This window comes from Verrucomicrobiaceae bacterium, from assembly GCA_016713035.1.
Lineage (GTDB): Bacteria > Verrucomicrobiota > Verrucomicrobiia > Verrucomicrobiales > Verrucomicrobiaceae > Prosthecobacter.
This window is the reverse complement of record JADJPW010000004.1, coordinates 195,153-216,692: the sequence shown is the minus strand read 5'-3', so window position 1 is coordinate 216,692 and position 21,540 is coordinate 195,153. Positions and strand designations below refer to the sequence as shown.

General features: G+C 57.3%; 21 protein-coding genes. 14 read left to right on the top strand and 7 right to left on the bottom strand.

Annotated features, from left to right (window positions below; translation table 11 throughout):
* Nucleotides 1-14 precede the first annotated feature (14 nt).
* The 4 genes from IPK32_15075 (at nucleotide 15) to IPK32_15060 (ending at nucleotide 3,827) form a co-directional block, all read left to right on the top strand.
* On the top strand, nucleotides 15-1,364 hold the full coding sequence (locus tag IPK32_15075) for a PQQ-binding-like beta-propeller repeat protein (protein MBK8093266.1): 1,350 nt from the start codon (nucleotides 15-17) through the stop codon (nucleotides 1,362-1,364).
* Between the two features lie 60 nt (nucleotides 1,365-1,424).
* Complete coding sequence (locus IPK32_15070) at nucleotides 1,425-2,723, top strand: FAD-dependent oxidoreductase (GenBank protein MBK8093265.1); 1,299 nt, start codon at nucleotides 1,425-1,427, stop codon at nucleotides 2,721-2,723.
* A 178-nt stretch (nucleotides 2,724-2,901) separates the two neighbouring features.
* Nucleotides 2,902-3,531 (top strand): IS630 family transposase, encoded by a 630-nt coding sequence (locus IPK32_15065; GenBank protein MBK8093264.1) that lies wholly within the window; start codon nucleotides 2,902-2,904, stop codon nucleotides 3,529-3,531.
* Complete coding sequence (locus tag IPK32_15060; GenBank protein MBK8093263.1) at nucleotides 3,447-3,827, top strand: transposase; 381 nt, start codon at nucleotides 3,447-3,449, stop codon at nucleotides 3,825-3,827. Before IPK32_15065 ends, IPK32_15060 begins: the two co-directional genes overlap by 85 nt.
* A 30-nt stretch (nucleotides 3,828-3,857) precedes the next feature.
* Here the strand turns inward: IPK32_15060 and IPK32_15055 are convergent, their stop codons facing one another.
* The 4 genes from IPK32_15055 to IPK32_15040 form a co-directional block, all read right to left on the bottom strand.
* Nucleotides 3,858-5,021 carry a DUF5009 domain-containing protein gene (locus IPK32_15055; protein ID MBK8093262.1) on the bottom strand — a complete coding sequence of 388 codons (1,164 nt, stop codon included), beginning with the start codon at nucleotides 5,019-5,021 and terminating at the stop codon, nucleotides 3,858-3,860.
* Between the two features lie 88 nt (nucleotides 5,022-5,109).
* Complete coding sequence (locus IPK32_15050; protein ID MBK8093261.1) at nucleotides 5,110-7,059, bottom strand: hypothetical protein; 1,950 nt, start codon at nucleotides 7,057-7,059, stop codon at nucleotides 5,110-5,112.
* A gap of 408 nt (nucleotides 7,060-7,467) precedes the next feature.
* On the bottom strand, nucleotides 7,468-8,202 hold the full coding sequence (locus tag IPK32_15045) for a hypothetical protein (GenBank protein ID MBK8093260.1): 735 nt from the start codon (nucleotides 8,200-8,202) through the stop codon (nucleotides 7,468-7,470).
* A 498-nt stretch (nucleotides 8,203-8,700) separates the two neighbouring features.
* Nucleotides 8,701-9,324 (bottom strand): TPM domain-containing protein, encoded by a 624-nt coding sequence (locus IPK32_15040; GenBank protein MBK8093259.1) that lies wholly within the window; start codon nucleotides 9,322-9,324, stop codon nucleotides 8,701-8,703.
* Between the two features lie 224 nt (nucleotides 9,325-9,548).
* On the opposite strand from IPK32_15040, the gene IPK32_15035 reads away from it, so the two are divergent.
* The 7 genes from IPK32_15035 to IPK32_15005 all read left to right on the top strand — a co-directional run bounded on the left by IPK32_15035 (nucleotide 9,549) and on the right by IPK32_15005 (nucleotide 13,788).
* Complete coding sequence (locus IPK32_15035) at nucleotides 9,549-10,862, top strand: hypothetical protein (GenBank protein ID MBK8093258.1); 1,314 nt, start codon at nucleotides 9,549-9,551, stop codon at nucleotides 10,860-10,862.
* Between the two features lie 145 nt (nucleotides 10,863-11,007).
* Nucleotides 11,008-11,388 carry a VOC family protein gene (locus IPK32_15030; protein ID MBK8093257.1) on the top strand — a complete coding sequence of 127 codons (381 nt, stop codon included), beginning with the start codon at nucleotides 11,008-11,010 and terminating at the stop codon, nucleotides 11,386-11,388.
* Between the two features lie 21 nt (nucleotides 11,389-11,409).
* The gene (locus tag IPK32_15025) at nucleotides 11,410-11,688 is read left to right on the top strand and encodes a BrnT family toxin (GenBank protein MBK8093256.1); all 279 of its coding nucleotides are present in this window, start codon (nucleotides 11,410-11,412) and stop codon (nucleotides 11,686-11,688) included.
* A gap of 52 nt (nucleotides 11,689-11,740) precedes the next feature.
* On the top strand, nucleotides 11,741-12,010 hold the full coding sequence (locus IPK32_15020) for a hypothetical protein (GenBank protein ID MBK8093255.1): 270 nt from the start codon (nucleotides 11,741-11,743) through the stop codon (nucleotides 12,008-12,010).
* 18 nt (nucleotides 12,011-12,028) lie between these two features.
* A complete protein-coding gene (locus tag IPK32_15015; GenBank protein ID MBK8093254.1) occupies nucleotides 12,029-12,754 on the top strand; it encodes a hypothetical protein in 726 nt (241 codons plus the stop codon).
* Entirely contained in the window at nucleotides 12,651-13,502 is an 852-nt protein-coding gene (locus IPK32_15010) for a hypothetical protein (GenBank protein MBK8093253.1), read from the top strand. Before IPK32_15015 ends, IPK32_15010 begins: the two co-directional genes overlap by 104 nt.
* Before the next feature lie 4 nt (nucleotides 13,503-13,506).
* Complete coding sequence (locus IPK32_15005) at nucleotides 13,507-13,788, top strand: acylphosphatase (protein ID MBK8093252.1); 282 nt, start codon at nucleotides 13,507-13,509, stop codon at nucleotides 13,786-13,788.
* Nucleotides 13,789-13,792: 4 nt separating this feature from the next.
* Here IPK32_15005 and yidC read toward each other — a convergent pair whose 3' ends face one another.
* The 3 genes from yidC to IPK32_14990 form a co-directional block, all read right to left on the bottom strand.
* The gene (yidC, locus tag IPK32_15000) at nucleotides 13,793-15,613 is read right to left on the bottom strand and encodes a membrane protein insertase YidC (GenBank protein MBK8093251.1); all 1,821 of its coding nucleotides are present in this window, start codon (nucleotides 15,611-15,613) and stop codon (nucleotides 13,793-13,795) included.
* Nucleotides 15,614-15,784: 171 nt separating this feature from the next.
* On the bottom strand, nucleotides 15,785-16,873 hold the full coding sequence (locus tag IPK32_14995) for a carotenoid 1,2-hydratase (protein MBK8093250.1): 1,089 nt from the start codon (nucleotides 16,871-16,873) through the stop codon (nucleotides 15,785-15,787).
* Between the two features lie 3 nt (nucleotides 16,874-16,876).
* Nucleotides 16,877-17,197, bottom strand: coding sequence for a hypothetical protein (locus IPK32_14990; GenBank protein ID MBK8093249.1), 321 nt, complete (start codon nucleotides 17,195-17,197; stop codon nucleotides 16,877-16,879).
* A 315-nt stretch (nucleotides 17,198-17,512) separates the two neighbouring features.
* Between IPK32_14990 and IPK32_14985 the strand changes: the two genes are divergently transcribed.
* The 3 genes from IPK32_14985 to IPK32_14975 all read left to right on the top strand — a co-directional run bounded on the left by IPK32_14985 (nucleotide 17,513) and on the right by IPK32_14975 (nucleotide 21,515).
* Nucleotides 17,513-18,070: an ATP-binding protein gene (locus tag IPK32_14985; protein ID MBK8093248.1), complete on the top strand. Its 558-nt coding sequence runs from the start codon at nucleotides 17,513-17,515 to the stop codon at nucleotides 18,068-18,070.
* On the top strand, nucleotides 18,042-18,722 hold the full coding sequence (locus tag IPK32_14980) for a hypothetical protein (GenBank protein MBK8093247.1): 681 nt from the start codon (nucleotides 18,042-18,044) through the stop codon (nucleotides 18,720-18,722). The genes IPK32_14985 and IPK32_14980 overlap by 29 nt, the downstream gene beginning before the upstream one ends.
* 258 nt (nucleotides 18,723-18,980) lie before the next feature.
* Nucleotides 18,981-21,515: a tetratricopeptide repeat protein gene (locus IPK32_14975; protein MBK8093246.1), complete on the top strand. Its 2,535-nt coding sequence runs from the start codon at nucleotides 18,981-18,983 to the stop codon at nucleotides 21,513-21,515.
* Nucleotides 21,516-21,540 lie beyond the last annotated feature (25 nt).

The following is a 21,540-nucleotide window of genomic DNA, read 5'->3' as shown; positions in this document are numbered from 1 at the left end:
TTCTTCACCATCTCATGAATACGACCACCGCATCGCTCCTCGCTCTCGCATTGATCTCCTCCTGCCATCGTAGCGAGAACTGGCCGAACTGGCGCGGTCCGAACCAAGATGGCTCCAGCGCGGAGACGGGTCTGCCGGTGAAATTCAGCACGACCGAAGGGGTGAAGTGGGCTGCGGATGTGCCTGGCACCTCAGCCTCCGTGCCGGTGATCTGGGGTGATCACCTCTTCATCACTGCACCGATCCCGGCTGAAAAGAAGCTGGTAGGCCTGTGCTATGACAAACAGAGCGGCAAAGAAAAGTGGCGCACGGTCATTTCCGAAGGTGAGGACGTGCAGTGGGACGATAAGAGCAACCTCGCAAGCCCATCACCCGCGACGGATGGTGAGCGGGTGTATTTCCTCTTCGCCAATGCGGTGGCCGCAGCCTGCGACTTCAGCGGGAAGATCGTGTGGAAGCGTGATTTCAAAGAGACGCATGGTGCTTTTGGCACACAGTGGACGTATGGCAGCAGCCCCACGATCGACAGCGGAAAGCTCTACATTCAGGTGCTCCAGCGCAATGAGGCGTTTAAGTTCCAGGACAAGTTCGAGAAGGGCACGCCGGGTAAAGACATGAGCAGCTATGTGCTCGCACTAGATCCAGCGACCGGGAATGACATCTGGAAGGTGATCCGCCCCAGTCTCGCGACGCTGGAGTCGCTAGAGGCTTTTAGCAGCCCCGTTTTCACCACTCACCAGAACAAGCGTCTGATGCTGATCTCTGGTGGAGATACACTGACGATCCATGATGCAGGCACGGGCAAGGAACAGAGCCGTATCGCGACATGGAACCCGCCAGGCGATGGCTATAACAAATTCTTCCGCCTCGTGCCCTCACCCGTAGTGGGAGCAGGCGTGGCGCTGGTGTGTGCGCCGAAGAATTCCCCCGTCTTTGCGCTGTCACTCGATGCTCAGGGGGAGACCGCCGCTTTGTGGCAAACGGAGCCCAAAGGTGTGACCAGCGATGTGCCGACACCCGCTTTTTATAAGGGCAAATTTTACGTGCTCGATGGTGGGAAGAAGCTCCTGAGCTGCCTGGAGCCCGCGACGGGCAAAGTGCTGTGGACCGGTGAGCTGGGTGGCAAAACCAAGTTCGAGAGCAGCCCCACCGTGGTCGATGACAAGGTGTATTGCATCAATTTCTGGGGTGAAGTGTATGTCGCGAAGGCGAATACGGACACCTTCGAGCTCCTGGCAGTCAATGAGATGGGCAACGGCTCCAAGCCCAATGGCAACGCGGATAGCGTGCGTGCGAGCATCAGCGTGAGCGATGGCAGCCTCTTCATCCGCAACCAAGAGAAGCTCTTCCGTGTGGGGAAGTAAGAAAGCGATGACATGGGCTTTACGGAGGCGTGCTTGCATTGAGTGCGGGGTTGTTGAAAGATGCACACCTTGAACCCGCAGAAAAACACGTCTCCCGTCGTGATCATCGGCGCTGGCCTTTCCGGGCTGGCGTGTGCCCGCGTGCTGGCACGGGCGGGGGTGCCGTTTACGGTGCTGGAGGCATCCGATGGCGTGGGCGGGCGAGTGCGGACCGATGTGGTGGAGGGCTTTCGGCTCGATCGGGGCTTCCAGGTTTTTCTGCCGGCGTATCCTGAGGCGCGGCGGGTGCTGGACTATGATGCACTGGATTTGCGGCCGATTTATCGCGGGGCGGATGTCTTTGTGCGTGATCGGTTTCACCGAGTGGCGGACCCGCTGCGGCATCCACTGGTGGCACTGCGAAATCTGCATGATGACACGGTGGTGAGTCATGCGGACAAATGGTTCACGATGCTGCTGCGGAAAGAGGCGTTCGGGCTACGTGGCCCACCACGCTGGCAGGAGGAGGTCGAGATGGAGACGGAGGAGTATCTGCGGAAGTTTGGCTTCACGGAGCGAGTGCTGGATCGGTTTTACCGGCCATTTTTTGGTGGGATTTTCATGGAGAAGGACCTGCGCACTTCTGCGCGGATGATGCTGTTTCTTTTCGCGATGTTTGACCGCGCTGGCTCTGCGCTGCCTGCGCAGGGGATGCAGGCCATCCCAGATCAACTGGCTATGGCGCTGCCGCCAGGCAGTCTGCGCCTGCGCACGCCTGTGAGTGCGGTGCGGGCGGGCGAGGTGGCTCTAGAAAGTGGTGAAGTGCTGCACGCGGAGCATGTGGTGATGGCCGTGTCTGAGGATGCGGCACTGCGCCTGCGCACGAGCGAGGGGGCGGCAGGGGCTGCGCCCGCTAGTAGATCGACGACCTGTCTCTATTATGCTGCGGCAGCTACAGACATGCCGGAGGGGCGTGACCCGATCCTCTATCTGGATGGAGATGGTCGTGGGCCGGTGAATACGGCGTGTGTGCTCTCACGCATCGCGCCTGAGTATGCGCCGGAAGGCTGGCATTTGATTTCAGCGTCGGTTTTGGGCATGCCATCGAGCCTGGAGCTAGAGGGCGTGGTGCGGCAGCAGTTGGTGCGGTGGTTCGGCCCGCGAGTGATGAGCTGGAGGCACCTGCGGACCTGTCAGGTGCGTCATGCGCAACCAGAGGGGCGGCAGCTCCGTCTGGGGGATGGCCCGCTCTCTGCAAAAATCGAGCAGGGCCTCTACCGCTGCGGTGATTGGTGTGAGGACGTGTCGATCAATGGTGCGCTAGTGAGTGGACGGCGTGCGGGTGAGGCCGTGCTGAGCGCCATGGGTGTGACTCAGTAATAGACCGGTTCTCAAAAAGAATGTCATATTGAGGCTGTACTTTTTAGAATTGCGGTAATTAATAGGCAGCGGTGGCCCGCCCGTGTATCACACTCAATCTCGAAAACGCGACCTTGGAAGAGGTCTGCGTGGCGATGGATTGCTCACCCACGAAGAAGGGCTTTCGTCGGCTTAAGCGCTGCGCTGGCTTTATGAAGGCAAGAGCCGCGAGCAAGTCGCTGACCTCTCAGGCTTCAGCCTGCGGCAGGTTTTGCGCTTCATCCAAGCCTTCAATCTCGCCGGCCTTGATGGTCTCATTCCCGGGTGTAGCAGCGGCCGTCGCCGAATCCTGCCCAAGGAACAAGTGAGCGGTAAAATCCTACCTCTCATCGAAGATCCCTCACTGGCCGGACAAAGCCACTGGACCGCTGTGAAATTGCACGGCTGGATCAAGCAGAACCTGCAAACGCAACTCGGCTACAGCACCACCGTGCGCTATCTCCACGAGCACGATTACCGCCTCAAAGTTCCGCGCCCCTGGCCGCTCAATCAGGATGAGGACAAGCGCCAAGCCTTCTGCGAAAAGCTCCAGCGCTGGGTGGCCGATCCGAGCGTCGACTTGTGGTTCAGCGACGAAAGCGGCTTTGAAGGCGATCCGCGCCCGCGCCGTACCTGGACCAAGATCGGCAAGGTGCGCCACTCACCTTATCTCGGCGAGCAATCCGCTACAATGTGTTTGGCGCAGTGCGGCCCAAAGATGGACGTCTCGGCGCACTGCTCTTCAACCTGTGCGACAGCGTCACTTTTCAGGTGTTCCTTGACACTCTAGCTGAGGAGAATCCGCACGTGGCAGGACGCCGCGCCATCCTGGTGCTCGACAACGCCTCATGGCACAAGACCAAGAGCCTTAACTGGCACCACTTTGAGCCCGAGTATCTGCCACCACGCTCGCCCGATCTCAACGCCATCGAACGCTTGTGGCTGCGCATGAAAGCCGACTGGTTCAACGGCTGGATCGCCAAGACTTCCGAGCAACTTCAGGACCGTATCATCGAGTCCCTGCGCTCTTTGTTCGACCAGCCCTCCATCCTTCAGTCCCAGTGCCGCCCAAAGACGCGTTTATGACATCCTTTTTGAGAGTCGGTCTAGGCTCTCTCAGAGCCGCAGGAAGGCTCTCTGGCGATAGAGCCAGAAGCAGACGAGCCAGAGGACGAAGAGGACGGAGCATTTTTCGATGATGGGCTCCCAACCAGCGACAAAGATGCCAGGGAGGTGTGTGTGAAGATTCCTGGCGATGTCGGCTCCGAGCTCGTGATGCATGAGATACATGGTAATGCTGTTCATGCCGACGACGACGAGGGGGAAGACAAGCCTGCGCTGGTCGGCGATCTCGACGAGTGCATAGAAAACGGCGAGCATGAGCAGCACCCAGCCACCGCTGAAGATGGCCCAAGAAGGCGTCCAGATGCGCTTTACGATGGGGATGGCACCGAAGCCGAGAATGAAGCCGATGAAGATGAGTACGATGCCCACGATGATGAGGCGTGCGCATTTCCACCGAGGCTCAAGCGGGCTGCGCTGAAGAAAAAGACCGGTAAGGGCCCCTCCGAGCATGGTGGCGAGTGAGGGGATGAAATTGAGTGTTTGATAGCCGCCAGCTTGGAAAGTGTGGTTGTGCGGCGGAAAGAGATTGAGGAACCAGGAGTCAAAATGTGCTGCGGCATTGGTGTGAATGCCCCAGTGGCTCCAAAAACCCTCAAGCATGCCCTCGCGGGCTCCTTTGAGGCCCTCGATGGCCGCGAGCTGCTCTGCTGTGGGCAGTGGATGCAGGATGAAAAAGGCCGTGTAGCCACCCAGTAGCACAATGATGCTGGCGATGATGCTTTCACGTCCGAGCTGGACTATGAGAAAGAGGAAGACGTACCCAAGCCCGATCTGGGCGAGCACATTGGTGAAAGTGAAGATGGTGTGCGACTCCTTCTCCGGTGTGCTGATGATGATGGCAATGCCAATGAGTAGCACGGCACGCAGGATGGCATGTCCGAGCATGCTGAGGAAGCTGTGCCCTCGCTCACGCCGTGCAGCGCAAGAGAATGGCACCGCGATGCCCACCATAAACATGAAGCTGGGCTGAATGAGATCCCAGAGTGAGCAGCCCTGCCATGCGCGGTGCTCGAACTGCGGTAGGATGTCCTTCCAGAGGGAGTCAGGATGAGCAGAGGCCATCTGCACGATGCCGAAGCCACTGGAGGCCATCAGGAGCATGATGAAACCGCGAAAGGCGTCGAGAGATAGGAGTCGCTGGGCGGGGGGATGCATCGGCAAAGGAACGGAAGCCAAAGCGGTGAGTTATCGCAGCACTGGGCGATGCAGAACGCGTCGTGCCGCTACCAGAAAATGGGCCGAATCAGCGAGCGCGTGTAGCTGGAGAGCGGCGGATGCCTGGAGGGAATTTCTCCTCACTCGCTGCGGCGGGTGCCTTATCCGGTGTGCTGACAGGACGAGATGGCAGCGAGTACCAGTGCATTTGCGGAATGGAGACGAGCTCGACCCATTGCTGTGTGCCGATCTTTTTCCATTCGAGTTCGACGATGGCCCAGACGTGAGTTTCCCAGGGCAAGCGCTCAGAGAGCTGCTTGGAGAGCAGGCTATCTTTGGAGAGGAAGACCGGCTTGCGGAACGGATTTGGCCGTGGGAGGCCCACGCTAAAGGTGTCCTTCTGGCTGCGATTTGGCACGTCATCCTCGAAGTAGTGCTGACGATAAATGCCGACATGGAACATGGCGCGGCCTTCTTGGTAGCCTTGGAAGAAGGCTTCGAGCTTGCGGTCCCTGAGCTCAATGAATGCGAGCCAATCCACCTTCCAGCCATCATCACGTTGTTCGAGCATTACCGGGACGGGGAACTCCCAGGTCTTACTCTCCAAATGGAAGATGCAGTGGGAGCCTTGGCCGAGCTGAGGATTGTCATCATATCGGCCATAGGCGATGTTATCCACCTGGATGGGGCCGTCGCTGTTTTGCGAGTAGTAGCGCTGCATGATGGGCTTCATATACTCGGTGCCGAGGGTATGGCGCATGCGCTCGTTGAGATTCGCTGCGGCGAGGAATTCTTTGAGCGTGTCGAGGGCGGGCTGAGCAGCCGGAGGCATTTTTTCACCATCAGCTGAGTCCATGATCTGGCCTGGAGCTGCGAATCCAGGCTGGGCGGGTACGGCCGGAGCTGTGGTCACGGCTGGTGGCGTGCCCGTAGGCGTGGAGGCAGGCGGCAGTCCTGGTGTGGCATCCATCGGGCCAGGGAGGCTCGGCGGAGCCCCTGGTGTCATGGCCGTTTTGATTTCGACTGGGGCGCTGGGATTCTGTTCCGGTAGGCTTCCAGGCAGTGGGGCACCGAGTGGATCGGTATTCGCTGGAGAGGCGGTCAGAGTAGGAGCCTGTGCCTCTGGTAGCCCAGGTAGTGTCGGCGCTGGAGGGGGAAGGGGGGAAATGGGTGCAGGTAGCGTCTGCGTGGGTGTTTCCACGATGGGATTGATCTTTTCAGTGGCACCAGGAGGAACTGGAGCTGGGGCGGAGTCAGGAGAAGGGACTGCGGGAGTCTTGGTGGACAATTCATTCAGATCGACATCCTCGGCGGAGGTGCCGCCGAAGGTGTCCTTCAGCACGTAGCCAATGATGCCGAGGAATCCGATGAGGAACACGGCCGCGATGGCAAGGCGGATGAAATTGGTGCCACGCGAGGGGCGGAGTGCACTGAGCTGGCGACCGCTAGGGATCGGAGCCACCGGAGCTACTGGGGCAGAGCCATCTGCTCCGAATCCACTCAGGCTCAGGCCGTGTGAGGGCTGTGGGATGGTCGCTTGGGGGAGCAAATTCTGCGTGCCAGGGGTGATGGGTGCAGGAGGAGTATCTCTACCGAGCAGGGAGCCTGCGCCCAAAGGGCTGTTGGGCATGCCTTGAGGGCCTTGAGGCATGCTGGGGAGCATAGGGGCACCAGGAATGAGCCGTGAGGAGGGCGAATTGGTAGAGGCAGGTCCAGAAGGCATGCCGCCGAGCATGGGAGATGCTCCGAATTGGGGTACGGCGTTGCCAAGTGGGTTTTCCATACCCTGTACTGCCGGTGGCGAACTGGCCGGAGTGGCCTGTGGAATGGCTCCCCAGGCGGTAGGGGCACCTCCTGGAGGCAGAGATGTCATGGGAGCCTGTCCCGGCAAACGACGTGGGGGTAGATGGATACCCCCCTGAGACATATCACCCGTACTAGGAGACTCGGTCACTTGGGCGGCGGCTTCGGCAGGCTGCGGGGGTAATGCCCCCTCATGCATCATGCCGCCGAACATCGCCTGTCCGAGTCCAGGCATCGGCTGGACGTGTGAGGAGGAGGGAATGCCGGGGATGGTCCCGATTTCTGCGTGGGGGGGAGCTATCGGGGCTGCCACGGGAGGTGGCTCTGACCATTGTGGTACAGGTGGGGCTGGAGGGGCTTGCACCAGCACTGGCATCTGGACAGGAGGAGCAAATGATACCGGCGCAGCAGGGGATGTCACGGTTTGACCACAGCCGGGGCATGGACCGCTGACACCTGCCATTTGGACTGGCACTGTCAGTGGCATGCCGCAAGCCGCGCACTGGAATTGAAGGACATCCGGGTTCATGATGAGAAATGCAGATTAATCTTGTAAATATGGTGGTCTTTTTCTGTTTCGACAATGCGAATTTTTAGAGTTAGTAAAGCTTTTTTGAGGCCATGTCGGTGCGTAAAACTTAGCTTAATAACGAATCATAAATCCACCGCCCCCCGTGAAGGCCCCACCTAGACGTGAGGTGGGCTCCACTTCTGGAAGCAGCCAAATATGGTTCTGTCGCTGCAAGCGGCTCCAAAGTAGGAATCGTCTCACCATCCAGAGTGCGATGCCTGTGACCGTCAGCAGCAATAGCACCAGTAGAATGACAGAACGCCAGCCTATCGAAAACAAACTCAGCGACGGCGTCAATGCCCCAGAAAATGAGTCGGCAGATTGCTGAAGGGCCATTTCGCGGAGTGGCTGAGTTTCACCGCTTTTGCGGCGTTCCCCGATGAGAGTTTGCTGAAGCCAAAAAAGCCGAGTGGAGAGTTCAGTGCAGAACTGCTGAAGCTGATCCACGGGGTCGCGGACTTCGAGTGCGTTGCGTAGGCAGGCATGCGCCGTCTCCGAAAGGAAACTTGCGCTGGTTTGCTCATGGACGGATTTACTCACAAAAAGTCTCGCACGCCATGGCTCCGAAAGTGGAAAAGCCACGAGGCAGGAGTCCGTACGGGTCAAAGTGCCGCCAGCAGCCTTTTCTAATTCTGCCACGGTTGGGATTTGTCGATCACTTGGCAAAACAAGGACAAAAATCCGGATTCGTGCGTCTCGTGCGTGGAATTCCAGGAAGCGTGTCATTTCCTCGGCCGGCACTTCTGAAATAAGTGAATCTGGGTCGATCAAGAACTCTTGGGGGAGCGCATCGGCAGCGATCTGCATGAATTCCGGCGTCGTGTTCCGTAGCATGGCCGAGGGTGTCGGACCTCGGATGGAGGGAGCAGACGGGGCGATTTCAGTAGAAAGAGAGGGCGAGTTCGGCAGGAAAAGGCGTAGGTGCTCTTCACTCAGTCCGTAATTGATGCCGGGCAGTAGCGTGGAGGGTAATTCCTCGAGCTTTGGCCCCGTTTTCAAAGGACCGCTAAGTGTGAAGTCTCCTAGTTCAGTACTTTGCTGCGTGGCATCGGGAAGGAGTGTTCCGCTTAAGTTCAGTCCACCATTCTGAGCCTCATGGAATGAGCGCAACTCGTCCTCTGTCCATCGCGGCAGTGGTAACTCATCCCCAAACAGACAAGGAGGAATGCAAGTGACTAGGAGGAGCAAGATGGATAAAACGCTGCCTCTAATCACCCCACAACCCACCACGGAAGCACAAGGCTCCGAAAATCGAGTGAGCTGGAGTTGTGTGAGCAGGGACATTTGATTTTCTACTTTTGGAATTTACCCGCCTTCATTTAGCGAAGCTGTGAGTGAGTTACCTTTTCGCGTGAGAGGTGAGAGGTGAGAGCCCATTCTGTGACCAGTGCGCAGTGGCTGCACGTCCAATCCGTGATCCGAACCCGTTTTTGGGCTACGGGGTTGCTTTACCGCTGCTCTTTGAAGGAGGGTTCTCAGATCTGCAATCATGCACAGCAAGGCTTCTCCCGTATTATTTTTGGCCAGGGATCCAGCTACAGATTTGAGGATCTGCTGGGTCTTTTTTTGATGGAGGCAGGGTTCGATACCGTAGCCTGCGGTCAAAGCCAAGGAACGGGTGAAAGGGTCGATAACAAGCACCAGGCCATAATCATTGCGCTTTTCTAAGAGATGGGTGTGAAAAGCACCTTGATTGAGAAGCCAAAACCCCAATTCCGATACATTAATTTCATTGGGAAGCGCCCCCAAATAAATGGCGATAAAAGCTTGAGGGAAAGCCCTCTCAAAGTCATCCAACGCCAATTCGCATGCCTGGTGCTCCTCCAAGCGCAGCAAGTGCGCCGCGTCAGTGATTCTCTCCAGGCGTATCCACTGGTCACCCAGATAATTTTTCAGTTTAGCTGCTGAAAACCCACATTTCTCACACAAGTGTGAGGCGTTCGTTGGGAGAGGTGTTGAGCAGCAGGGGCATTTCACAATGTATTAAATATATGAATATTACAACAGATCAAATAAATTCTTTATGCGAACCTTGGGCTAAAAAAAGATTTACAGCCTCGCCGATTTGTGGTTAACTCTTCCTTAAATAGATTAAAAACGAACGTACTCCCGGTCTCCGCCATCCAAAACTGACAGCCTGTTTCAGTCATCACATGAAGCCTACACTACCCATCTTACTTGTTGCTGGTCTGCTGACCGCAAATGTTGCCGAAGCCAAATGGCAGCGCCTTCCAACTCTGAAAGACCGTCCTCTGGAAAATGGTGCCAAAGGAATGATTTCAACAGCAACCCTTGAGAGCACTAGCGGCATTGGTAGATCTCAGGCTCTGCTTTCAGTGGACGTCACGGAGGGTTGCACAGTCGCTGCTGGCAATAGCAATGCGATCATCAACCTAGGCAAGCCTATCCTGATTTCACGCTCTTCTTTCGTCAATGATGGCGTGGAAGGCCGCGCTACTCTATCTGGTAGTGCTGATAAGAAGACATGGGCGACTCTAGACGAAAAAGTGTTCACCGCCTCTGACCGAGAGATCACCTTCGCATTCGCTGGAATCCAAGCCAAGTATGTTCGACTCGACCTCGTTCTCTCAAAAGGTGGTAGCATTCGTCACTTCCAAATGACGGGCGACGAGGCTGATCGCAATTATACCGTTAAGCAAACAGCGGATGGCAAGGGTGGTTATCCTGTTAACTTCGCTGGAATTGGGGGCACTCGCGTGATTTATGCCTCCCCCAAACCATTGGGTGGCCTAGATACTGCTGCAACCTTTAACAAATTCTCATTCCCTGAATCCGAAGAGCGTTACCGCACGTTGATCTATGATCTGGGTCAGCTTCGTATTCTCAATGAGTTTGGCTCGATTCACTCTCCCCGCCCAGTTCGCTTTGAAGTTTTCTCGTTCGATCGCCTGCCAGAATCCGAAGATTGGCGTGGACGTCTGGCTTTTGACCCAGCTGAATTCAATACCAAGGTCCCCGTGGCCGCAGCAGAAGACCCCCAGGGCAGAGGCGTGATCAAGGCCTATCCTTCAGATGGTTCCGTAAAGACTCGTTACCTCGCCATGCGCTGGGAGCCTGACTTCAATCCTCCGGCGTTTGAAACAAACGGTGCCAATATCGTGGGCAATGGAACTGTCCAGCCTGACCGTGATGGCGGTGGCCCTGGTGGCAACTCAGACCAGAGTCCGATCGAAGGCGATAATGCAGATCAGCAAGCAGCCCAGCAGGATGCTATCGCTGGCGACCCAGAGCCAGGTCCGCCTAATCCCGCTGATGGTCAAAGTGGTGGCCAACCTGGAGATGGACAGTCTGGCCAACCCGGAGGCGGACAGTCTGGTCAACCTGGAGTAGGTGGCCAGCCAGGTCAAGGCGGCCAGCCTGGTCCGATTTCCGGCAATCCCTTCGGTGGAGCGCCCTCCCTCGGTGGCGGTGGTTCCAACGGTCCTGTCTCGAATGGAGGCAAGTAATCCGTTCTTTTTGAAGCTTCTTACCCCGTTCTGAGTAACTCAGGACGGGGTTTTTCTTTTTGAGATGATTGTTTTGATGTCCTTGTGGCGGCGGGATGCGATAAGATGTGCTATATCATCTGCTCAGCCTTTTCTGAAACTTGCCATGCACGTCAAAAAACTACTGCACACTCGCTACCGGGTGAATAACCTCGAAAAAACCGTTTCCTTCTACACACAAGTCCTTGGTTTGGAAGAAATTCGCAGGCATAAATCGCCACGAGGATCTGAATTGGTTTTTTTGCGCACGCCCAACAGTGATGAACTCATTGAAATATGTTCCTTTCCCGCCAGTGGGCCTGTTTCCTTTTGCTCTGACCTCACGCATCTCGCGTTTGAAGTTGAAAATTTGGAGGCGTTTGCTCGGCACGCCGCTGCGTTAGGATTCCCCCTCTCAGATGGTCCCACGCCTAGTTCTAGTGGTACCTTTGCTTTTATTGACGCCCCAGAGGGATATGAGATAGAACTCATCGAGTACAAGAAATAACCCGCCCACAATCCGCCCCACATGGAGTTTGACTGGCTAGGAGCCGCATTTGATCTCACCCAGCTTCCGCCGAAGGACATTGAAGAGTCCTTCGAGGATCCATTTTCCCTCAAGCTCATGCCTGATGATCAGTCGGCAGGCTCGGAGGCCCGTTACTACAACCTGGGTAAATCACTACAGGGACGCCCAGTGTTCAGCGTATTTTGGACGGATGGGAAGCGCTATCGCGTCGTTTTTGCTCGACTCATGACCACTGCGGAGCACGAGTTCTTCGAGCGGAAAAAAGCCGAGGACATTTGATCTAGCACGCCCACATTTCCCTCCGCATCACATGGCTGACTTTGTACCTGATATGACTACACTCCGCTCCTGGAAGGAAGTACCCGACTTCCCCACCGAGGAGGCAGAGATTCAGTTCTGGGCATTGCACCAGCTTGATCCGCGCATCATGCAGGCTTCTCTGCATCGGAGTGATGTCCGGGAATCGACCACCATCACATTGCGATTTGATCCGCGCATGCTCAGCCGCATCAAGCGCATCGCACGCAGGCGGTATCTCAATTATCAAAGCATGATGAAGCAGTGGCTCAGTGAGCGCATGGAGCAGGAAACTCGGGATTGAGCCGCGTATCGTTGATTCATGAAAATTTCTCCTGCTTTGTTGCTGCTTATTCTCCTCATCCTGGGGGGTGGCGCGGCGGTTTGGCTTGGCGGAGGCGAAAAAAGCCGTGAGGCACTCATTTCCGCAGGTGCAGGGGAGGTCGAGAGCCTCCGCAAGCAAGTAGGCCTGCTCCAGGGACAGATCGAGTACCTCCAGGGGCAGGTCGATGTGCTTCAGGATGAAAATGCCGCACTTATCCAGAAGCTGGGCACGCTGGGAATGAAAGCCGGCGCAGAGACGCTGCCAGGTGAAGATGGACTCGCTCCAGACTTCGTCGGGATGGGGGTCGAGATGATGAAATTCCGCAAAATCAAGGCTCTGCCACTAGTGACCACTCCCGTGAGAGAGGCGGAAGTCGAAAAAGCGATTCTCCAGTGGCTGCGGAATAAAATGCCAGGCGATCAGCCGCAGCGGTTTGCCAGAGCACTCGCCACCCTCGGTTGGATACCTGAGGAAGTCGATCCCTTACCTCTACAGGCCACCTTATTGACCCGCCAGCTTGGAGGATGGTATGATGAGACCAGTGGAACCATGTTCACCGTCGATCCACAGAGCGACCCACCGCCTGCCGCGCCGCCAGATGAAGCCCTCGCCATCGCCTATGGCCAGCTATTGCGAGAATACGGCCCCGTTCTTTTCCCGAAGGAGCGCGGCCCCTCTGAGCACCGATCGGCGCCTCGCACGCGAGGGGCTCCTCGCTGGTGATGCAGGACTCACACGCTTCCTTTTTTCGCTCCAGGAGCCCAAGGCCGCGCCTAAAGATGCCTCTTTTCCCGCTGACGACCCAGATCATCCGCTCAATCAAATCCCCGTCCCCAATCTCCTGCGTGAGATGGTGCTCTTCCCCTTTACGCGGGGCTTCGAGTTTGCGCAGGCTCTGCACAGTGCGGGCAGTTTCGGGCAATTAAATGCAGCTTACAGCAAGCCACCCATTTCTTGTTCTGAGCTCACAGATCCAGAGGCCTATCTAGCCTTCACAGAAGTTGCTCCCACGATTCCAAAGCTAGGTGGCCAAAATGTTCAGCTTGATGGTCGTGATCCATTTTGGGACGACCAGTTGGGCAAATTCATCTGCCTCACCGTTTTGCGCACGCACAATACAGATGAGAACGCTGCACTCGCGGCGACCGGCCTCGTCACGGACCGTGTATTAGCATGGGAGGCTGGCCCCTCCGCCAAGCGTCATCACGCCGCATGGCAGACCTTGTTTAAGGATGCCGATCACGCCATGGCGTTCCACAAAGCTATGTCTGCCGTGCTGGTGGGGCGTCATGGACTCCCAGCGTCATCTTCGGGTGAGCCTACGGACATGCAGTTTGAGGCCGCAGGCCGCTTCATCCAGCTCACGCGGAATCTGGATGGTGCAGGAGTCCTCCTGCTTGATACCGCAGATGCCGCCACTCGTGAAAAGCTGCGGCAAAAGTTCCTCAGCCCTACTCCAGCCACTCGTTGATTCCATGGCCGCCAAAAGTGTCTTTTACAGTGGCCGTGTGCAGGGCGTCGGTTTTCGTTTTGCCGTCAAGCGCATCGCCAGTGGCTATGACGTCTGCGGTTGGGTCAAAAATCTGCCAGATGGTCGTGTCGAGCTGCATGCACAGGCATCTGAAGCGGATGAGCTTGATGCTTTTCTCACCGCTATTCTCGAGAGCGACCTACGCTCTCACATCCGGGAGCATGACACCTCAGATGTAGCCATGCAGAAGGACCTGGGCGGCTTTTTCATCCGGCGAGACTCTTGATGGCCTAGCCTCCCAGCTTCGGCGGGCGTGTGGAGGTCTTCTTCTTATCCTCTTGGCGGCCTTGAGGGTTAAAGAAAGGATTGTGCGGCGCTGGCTTCGGTGCCTGCTTCACCTTTTCCAGTTTAGGCTCCGGCACATAGAGCTTCATGATCCATGTCTGGGCGATGCTGAAAAGATTCTGCGTGGACCAATACAGCGCCAGAGCAGAGGCGAAATCATAGCTGAACCACAGGAAGATCAGCGGCATAAACATGAACAAGCGCTGCTGCATCTTATCCACCGTCGCAGGCTGCGGCGTCAGCTTCATCTGAGCCACCATGGTGAGTCCCATGATGATCGGCAGCGGATTGATATTGAAGCCCATCACTTGGGCCACGGTGTCTGCCGCAGAGAGATCCTTCACCCACCAGAGGCCATGTCCGCGTAGCTCTGCGGCATATTCCAGCATGCTATAAAGGCCGATGAAAATGGGGAACTGTAGCAGCAGCGGCAGGCAGCCTCCGAGAGGGTTCACACCGTAGTCACGGTAGAGCTTCATCACCTCCATCTGCTGCTGCTGGGGATCATCTTTGTACTTCTCCTGCAGCTCCTTCATCATCGGGGCCAGTAGGCCCATGCGCTTCATCGTGCGCATGGATTTGGCGTGGATAGGCCAGATGCACAGGCGGACGAAAATCGTCAATAGAATGACCGCGATGCCCCAATTACCCACCATGCCGTGCATCCACCGCATCACGCTGACGAGGAAAATACTCACCCAGCTAAAGTAGCCGTAGTACATTGCGTGACTGCGATTGAAATCGAGATTGTCCGCCCGCTTATCGATGGACTTCAGGCGGTGATACTCCTTGGGTCCCAGGTAAATTTGGTAGCTTTCGGTTTTCGAAGCGCCTGGGGCCAGATCGATCACAGGTAGGCTCATCGAGGCCTCGTAGGCGAAGTCTTCGATGCTCGCATCACCCTGGTGCGCATGGTCGAGGGGCTGTGGCAGCTTCCGGCGTGAGGACCAGAGCTTCGCGGGGGCTCCTTTGTCATCGGTCGTGCGGGTCAGGATGTGCGTGTAAAAGCGGCTCATCACGCCGCCAAAGATCAATTCGGGAAAAGACTGGCGGAACTCTGTCACCCCAGCACTGAACCAGCCCTTCGCGTAATAGGTGGAGAGTTTGTAATTCGCATTGCCTTTATCATTCCAGAAAAAGCCCTGATAACGCTCATCCGCGTGATTCAGAGCCGCAGCGGCTCCTGCGAAGAGGTAATACTCCTCCGAGCGATGCTGTGCGGCACCTTTATTGGTCAGCGTCACGGTCAGATCGAGCAGATGCTCATCCGCCGCCTGTCCCTGTGTGAGTTTGTAAGTTTTTGTGACCTGGACACCTTCGCTCGTGGCACCTTCAAAGCTCACGCCCGTAGCTGTGGGCTCCTTCATCGTGTAGGTGATGTTATCTGCGCCAGCGGGCTCACGGCGCAGGGCTCCGATGGGCTCCTGTGCATGACCATTGAGTGTGACTTGATCCGTGCCAGCCAGGATAGCCTTCTCGATACCGCCACCGCGAGTGGTGAAGTGGTAGGTCACGCTGCCTGTCGTGATCGTGTGCTTTTGCTCCGGGGTGGTAGGAGCCGCAGGAACTGCCGCCGTGGTCGTAACGGCCGTCGTAGCCGCTGCCGCAGGGCTCTCTGCTGCGGTCTGTTTCTTCGTTTTCTCATCAGCGCTACGCTGCTGCTCAGCGGCAGCGGCGGCTAGCTTCTGATTCTCCTGCATGTAGTAAACATTCACCCCCATGAGGATGATGCACATGATGATGACGATCCAGCCTTTGCGGTCCATGAAAGTGAGTGGGGAGATTCGGGGTGTTGGGGAAAAAAACGGGGGGAGGATGAATGGCGGTGATTAGGCCCTTGGCGATGGAAAAGTGAGCCTAGAATTGGATTTCTGCCTCTGGGCCGATTCTGCGGCTAGGGGCTCCTTTTGGCCGAAAACCATGATTTTGCGCCCTAATCACGGCCCTCCGCGCAAAAAGCGCCGCAGATCACCTGCGTAGCCTGCTAGCTCTAGAAAAGCTCGTCCGATCACCGCGCCGTCCGCGTCCAGCACATCGCAGGCACCTTCCCAGTAGGGGAGGCCGGTCAGGGCACCGCCCTGCTCCTGATCCTGCGCCACCGGTCGCAGCTCGAAAAAACCACCCTCACAGGTGATGCGCACGCGGTTCGGGTACAGTGCCTGCGTGCGTGGGCTCCGCCACGACTCCAGCGCTGTCCATTCGAATGCCTCCTTCGTCAAAGCGCCGTCCTTGGCGATCCACGTCAGCGTCGAGCTCGCATCCGTGCTGCCATCCGCACGGCGCATGCGATAGACCATCACCTCACGGCCATCGCGGAGCTGGATAGCGGCCCAGTCCCAGCCGACCTGGCCCTCATCGAGCTGCGAGCTGCTAAACTCGTGATCCATCCACGCCTCACCACGCACCTTCAGCTCCTCTGCACCCACTTTCACCATACCAGCGGCCCGCAGACGCGGAAAGGTCAGGTAATGGCTCGCCGCACTCGCTGATGTGCCTTTGCGTGACACACCATCCGTGCCGAAAACGACCAGCGGCTTCACCGCATCGAGCTCCAGCTTCAAAACGGCCTCCGCCCTCACCGTCGCGGCCACATGGATGCGATTCGTCGCCTCATCCAGCCGCAGCGACCAGTTCGTCTGCCGCACATCCAGCGTCGTCGTCGAAGCCGTCGCATCCCAGCCAGCGCGGTGTAGTTTTTCCTCATGCTGGAATTTCCCCGTCGCCGCATCCAGCAGCGCTGCATGCGCCAGATGCAGGTGCGTCACCGTACCCGCCGCATCGCGGCCTGCTTGGCGAAAAAACGTCACCTGAAAGCCAAACCGCCGCCCGCCTTCCGCATCCAGATGACCCGTGAGATACCACCACTCCGTGCGAAACGCCTCGTGGCTGCCATGATCACGCGGAAACGCAAAGACGACGCCCGGCTGCGGAATCGCAAAGCCATCGGAAGTAGTCGTCTCTGCCCTCAGCGCCCCCGCGAGCAGCAGTGCGCTGAGTATTCCTGCTACGGCCAGCGCTTTGACCATGGTTTACGCCTTGGGAAGCGCCTTCTTCGCCTGAAAAAACTGCTCCAACTCGCGTGCCGCTCGGCTCCGCGTCCGCGCAGCCATATCCAGCGCGAGGATCATCAGCACGACTCCAAAGAGCTGCTCGGGGAGACCGTCCACGCCTTCACCACGCCTCGCACCGAAAAAGAAAAACACGCCCAGCCAAAACAGCCACTCACGCCAAATCGGTCGATCCATGTTTTTGCGCAGCTGCGCCTCCTCTAAACGCTCCTCTCGACGAATGCGGCGGATGGCATCGCCACGCTCCAGGATCATATCTTCGGTAAATGGGGCCGTCTTCATGTCCAAAGCGTAAAAGGAGGCCCCATCGTCGTCAATCTGTGAGTGCGCTTGCAAGAGCGCGTCAGCGTCGTGGAGTGCGTGCGGCAAGCGTCAGCGCGACGCCGCTGTCGCGTGGCGGACGGCATTCTTCGGACTGAGCACATTCTCTCTGCGCTCGACAGCAGCTCTTCGACAAATCGCTTTGGCTCAAAGGTTTTGCCGGTGCCGTTCACACCGACGATGAGCAGCACTTTGGATTTTCGAATCATCCTTGGCTGTGTTAATCGTGCAAAAAATCCATTGCGCAAATATTTTATTGCGCAATGAATCCGCTGCATGAGCCAGATCGACCTCCGCATCGGCCCGCCAGCGACGGGCAAGAACTTCTACAAACGCCCCGCACTCATCGCTAAGCTCCTGCGTGCCCTGCGCCGGGGAAACGTCGCCTTCCTAGGGCCTCGGCGGACGGGTAAGACCTCCTGTCTGGAGGAGATCAAGGCCAACCCTGGCGGCTTCCTGCCCATCCTGCTGAATTTGGAACGCTGCTCCAGTGTGGAAGGCTGGCTGGAGGCCATGCTCGATGGCCTGCGCAAGGCTTTGGAGAAGCCCGAGCACCAGCTCGATTGGGTCAAAGGGCATGCCGCCGCATTTTTGGGACGCTTGACGAAGATCACTCTACCAGCCGTCGGCGGCATCGAGCTCAAAGACCGCCGTTCTTCAGCACCACCCTGGCAAAAGACAGCCGACGCCTTTCTCCAACTCCTTGCTGACACGGATGCGCCCGTTCTGTTCCTTCTGGACGAGTTCCCCACCTTCCTGAAGCTCGTCGCACAAAAAAAGCGACCGCACGGAGGTCGAAGCCGTCTTGAATTGGTTCCGCGCCGCCCGGCATGATTTGAAGGACAAATCCGCCCGCTTCCTCGTCACTGGTTCCATCGGTCTCAAAGGCGTAGTGCGAAAACTCGGCCTCGCCCCTGCGGTCAATGAATTCGATACCCATGAAATCCCGCCGCTGGATGAAGACGAAGCACTGGGTCTTCTCGAAGCTCTCGCCTCCAGTCACAGCTTGCCGCTGAACGCTGCAGGCCGGAAAAAAGTCCTCCAGCTCATCGGTGCGAACTGGCCCATCCTCCTCCAGCTCTTCATCTCCGAGATTCAGGAGCGGGACGTCGCCAAAGCGCCCTCCGCGAAAGAATTGGAGGTCATTTACCGAGACAGCCTCGTCCACTGCAGCCGGAACCAATACTGCGACGGCATGTATGACCGTCTGAAGGACGTCTTCACCTCCAGCGAAGCCCGCCTCGCCCGCGAAATGCTCCGCACAGCCTGCCGCGCGAAAAACGGCCTCACCCGCGCCGACTTCGAGGCCATCCACACACGCCTTGTGCCCGTCGAGGAGACTCGCGCCATGCTCGCTGACGAATTCGACCATGTGCTCGATACCTTGAAGCACGACGGCTACCTCCTCCAGCAGACCACAGGCGACCAGCGCACCACCTTCGCCTCCCACATCCTGCGTGACTTCTGGCTGCGCAAAACCGCCTGAACCTCCCCGTGGCCGCACCCAAGAAAAAAACGAAAAGCCAAAGCATCACGCACCTCGTCGTGATGTGTCTGTCGGTTATTCTGCTGATGCTTCTCATCTGCGGCGTCTGCGCCTTGTTTTCAGGTCATCCACAGTCATCGCGAGTTTGGGACATCATCTCCTACTCCATCACCGCCGTCGTTTCCGGCTTCCTCGGCATGATTGCCACCACCCGCCGCTAATCTTCGTCATTCGGCATTCCACATTCGTCATTCTCATATGAGCCATCCTTTCGCCCTCTACAATCCCGCGCTGCTGCCGCCCGAGGTGCTGCTCAGCGAGTACTCCGCACGCTTGCCGCTGCTGGAGACCCTGCTCGGCATCGTCCGCAGCAACCAGCCCGGCCACCCGCCGCAGCACTGCCTACTCATCGGTGCCCGTGGCATGGGAAAGACCACCACACTCTGGGCCGTGGCGCATAAGATCAACCGCGACTACGAACTCGCTCGCCAGTGGCAGCCCGTCGTCTTTGACGAGGAAAGCCGCCGTGTGGGTGACCTCGCCGACTTTTGGCTGGAGGCCATCCGCCAGTGGGAATTCGCCACCAAGGCCACCACCGACCTTACCGGCCCTCTTTTGGCCCAAAACCCGCCCGACATTGAAGAACGCGCCCACCGCATCTTCACCGAACTCGTCGCCCGCAGCGGCAAACGCGTTGTTTTACTGATCGACAACCTCAACGACCTCCTCGCCTCCATCCGCGATGCCGAGCCGCTCCATCGTCTCCGCGCTGCCCTCATGCAGGACAGCGGCATCATGCTCATCGGCGGAGCCACCAGCCACTTCGAGCACGTCACCTCCGTCGATCAGCCGTTTTATGACTTCTTCCGCATCTTCGAGCTAAAACCGCTCAGCCTCGATGAAATGCGCGAGTGCCTGCAAAGCCTCGCCAAGTCCCGTGGCGATGCCGATGTGGAAAAAGCCCTCGTCGAGCGCAGCGGCAGCATCCAGGCCCTGCACATCCTCTCGGGCGGAAATCCGCGCCTCATCAAAACTTTCTACCGCCTCCTCCGCGAAGGCCTGCACACCGACATCCGTGCCGACCTGGAAAAGCTCCTCGACGAGTTCACGCCCTACTTCAAAGCCATCGTCGATGCCCTCTCCGGCCAGCAGCAGCGCATCCTCGATGCCGTCGCCCTCGCATGGAATCCCGTCGAGGTCGCCACCCTCGCCACCGCCACGCGTCTCCCTCCGAATCACGTCAGCGCCCAGATCCGTGCCCTCATGAAGCTCGGCATCCTCCGCGAAGCCGCCGGCCACCCCAAAAAAAAGACCTACCTCCTCACCGACCGCTTCTCGAACATCCACTACCTCATGCGCCACGGCCGCGCCGCCCGGAACCGCCTCGACTGGTTCGTCGCCACCATCACAACAGTGTTCTCGGAAGAAACCTCCACAAAGTTGTTGGCGCAGATCGTCTGTAGTAGTGCGGCATCAGGACCAAACGGCATAGAGGAAGCCAAATTGGTTCTGGAAAGTGCTCTAAATCGGATTGAGTCGGTAAACGAGAGGCGACGCTTAATAAGCGAAACGATCTCTTCAGCTTGGAAGACTCCGGAATTCAAGTCGCTGAGTGCTTGGTTTAATATGGATAGGGCTAAACAGGTTGTTCCCGAGATCGAAGCTTTGGGATTTTTTCAGCATCTGCCAACAGAGATACGTGTAAATGATGATTATGAACCCAACAATCCATGCTGGTGGGTGCGTATGGCTGAACATCTTTGTGATTGGAAGGAGTGGAGGCTGGGAGAAAAAGCTCTCAGGAAGTCGATCGAACTCGACCCAACTCACATACCTGCTTGGCATAATTTAGGGAACCTGCTCCAAGACCATTTGAGCAGGCCTTTCGAGGCTGAAACTGTGTATCATGCTGTTCTGCGGTTAAATCCAGGCGACGCAATGGCATGGAATAGCATTGGCACGCTATACCAAAACCATTTTGGCAATCCCTCTGCAGCAAAGGCTGCTTATGAAAGATCAATCGCAGCAGACCCGTCATTAGCGGCGAGTTGGCACAACCTAGCTGTGCTACTGCGAGACGCATTCAAACAGTATGATCAATCAGAGGTTGCTTATCGTCGCGCTATCGAGCTAGAACCCAGATTCGCCCATCCATGGAATGGCTTGGGTGTACTGCAAGCCGTCGAGCTATCCAAGCCCGACGAGGCTGAGAAGTCCTTCCGTAAGGCCATTGAGATCAATCCGTCTATGCCTGATGTATGGACAAATTTGGGCAACTTAATGATCCAGCTCAACCGTGATTCAGAAGCCGAGGTAGCATATCGCCGTGCCTTGGAAGTTGATCCAACCTTTCCAATCCCTTACCCAGCACTCTCCTTGATTGTTCTAAAGAGAGATCGGGAGGAGTCTGGAATGTTTGCAGAAACAGGGTTGGTCCTAAATCCACGTTACCGCTTTGCGCAGCAGGTCTTTCTAACGCTCTTCTCCGATATCGTTATCGCTTGGAACTCAGTTATCCCCCAACTGATTGAATGGAATATGCTTCATCCTCATACTCATGAGGCATTCGATTTCACCATCGACGGCCTTATCCGCCATGCGCAGCTCACGAAGCCTGCCGAAACACTTCCTTTCCTCTCCGCACTTCCCGAGCCGCACCCCTTCGAGTCCATCCAGGACGCTCTGAAAGCCTGCGATGACCGCGAGCACCTCCACCGTCTCGCTCCCGAGCGGCAGGCCGTGGCGCTGGAGCTGATGCGGCGGATTCAGGAGAAGCCGAAAAAGGCGAAATGAACTCCCAAACTGCGCGGCAGCGTTC

Excerpts from the sequence above, each read along its gene's own strand:
- IPK32_15075 (MBK8093266.1), top strand. The coding sequence starts at position 15 with ATGAATACGACCACCGCATCGCTCCTCGCTCTCGCATTGATCTCCTCC.
- IPK32_15070 (MBK8093265.1), top strand. The coding sequence starts at position 1,425 with ATGCACACCTTGAACCCGCAGAAAAACACGTCTCCCGTCGTGATCATC.
- IPK32_15055 (MBK8093262.1), bottom strand. The coding sequence starts at position 5,021 with ATGCATCCCCCCGCCCAGCGACTCCTATCTCTCGACGCCTTTCGCGGT.
- IPK32_15050 (MBK8093261.1), bottom strand. The coding sequence starts at position 7,059 with ATGCCTGGACTCGGACAGGCGATGTTCGGCGGCATGATGCATGAGGGG.
- IPK32_15045 (MBK8093260.1), bottom strand. The coding sequence starts at position 8,202 with ATGCAGATCGCTGCCGATGCGCTCCCCCAAGAGTTCTTGATCGACCCA.
- IPK32_15035 (MBK8093258.1), top strand. The coding sequence starts at position 9,549 with ATGAAGCCTACACTACCCATCTTACTTGTTGCTGGTCTGCTGACCGCA.
- IPK32_15030 (MBK8093257.1), top strand. The coding sequence starts at position 11,008 with ATGCACGTCAAAAAACTACTGCACACTCGCTACCGGGTGAATAACCTC.
- IPK32_15025 (MBK8093256.1), top strand. The coding sequence starts at position 11,410 with ATGGAGTTTGACTGGCTAGGAGCCGCATTTGATCTCACCCAGCTTCCG.
- IPK32_15020 (MBK8093255.1), top strand. The coding sequence starts at position 11,741 with ATGACTACACTCCGCTCCTGGAAGGAAGTACCCGACTTCCCCACCGAG.
- IPK32_15015 (MBK8093254.1), top strand. The coding sequence starts at position 12,029 with ATGAAAATTTCTCCTGCTTTGTTGCTGCTTATTCTCCTCATCCTGGGG.
- IPK32_15010 (MBK8093253.1), top strand. The coding sequence starts at position 12,651 with ATGGCCAGCTATTGCGAGAATACGGCCCCGTTCTTTTCCCGAAGGAGC.
- IPK32_15005 (MBK8093252.1), top strand. The coding sequence starts at position 13,507 with ATGGCCGCCAAAAGTGTCTTTTACAGTGGCCGTGTGCAGGGCGTCGGT.
- yidC (MBK8093251.1), bottom strand. The coding sequence starts at position 15,613 with ATGGACCGCAAAGGCTGGATCGTCATCATCATGTGCATCATCCTCATG.
- IPK32_14995 (MBK8093250.1), bottom strand. The coding sequence starts at position 16,873 with ATGGTCAAAGCGCTGGCCGTAGCAGGAATACTCAGCGCACTGCTGCTC.
- IPK32_14990 (MBK8093249.1), bottom strand. The coding sequence starts at position 17,197 with ATGAAGACGGCCCCATTTACCGAAGATATGATCCTGGAGCGTGGCGAT.
- IPK32_14985 (MBK8093248.1), top strand. The coding sequence starts at position 17,513 with ATGAGCCAGATCGACCTCCGCATCGGCCCGCCAGCGACGGGCAAGAAC.
- IPK32_14975 (MBK8093246.1), top strand. The coding sequence starts at position 18,981 with ATGAGCCATCCTTTCGCCCTCTACAATCCCGCGCTGCTGCCGCCCGAG.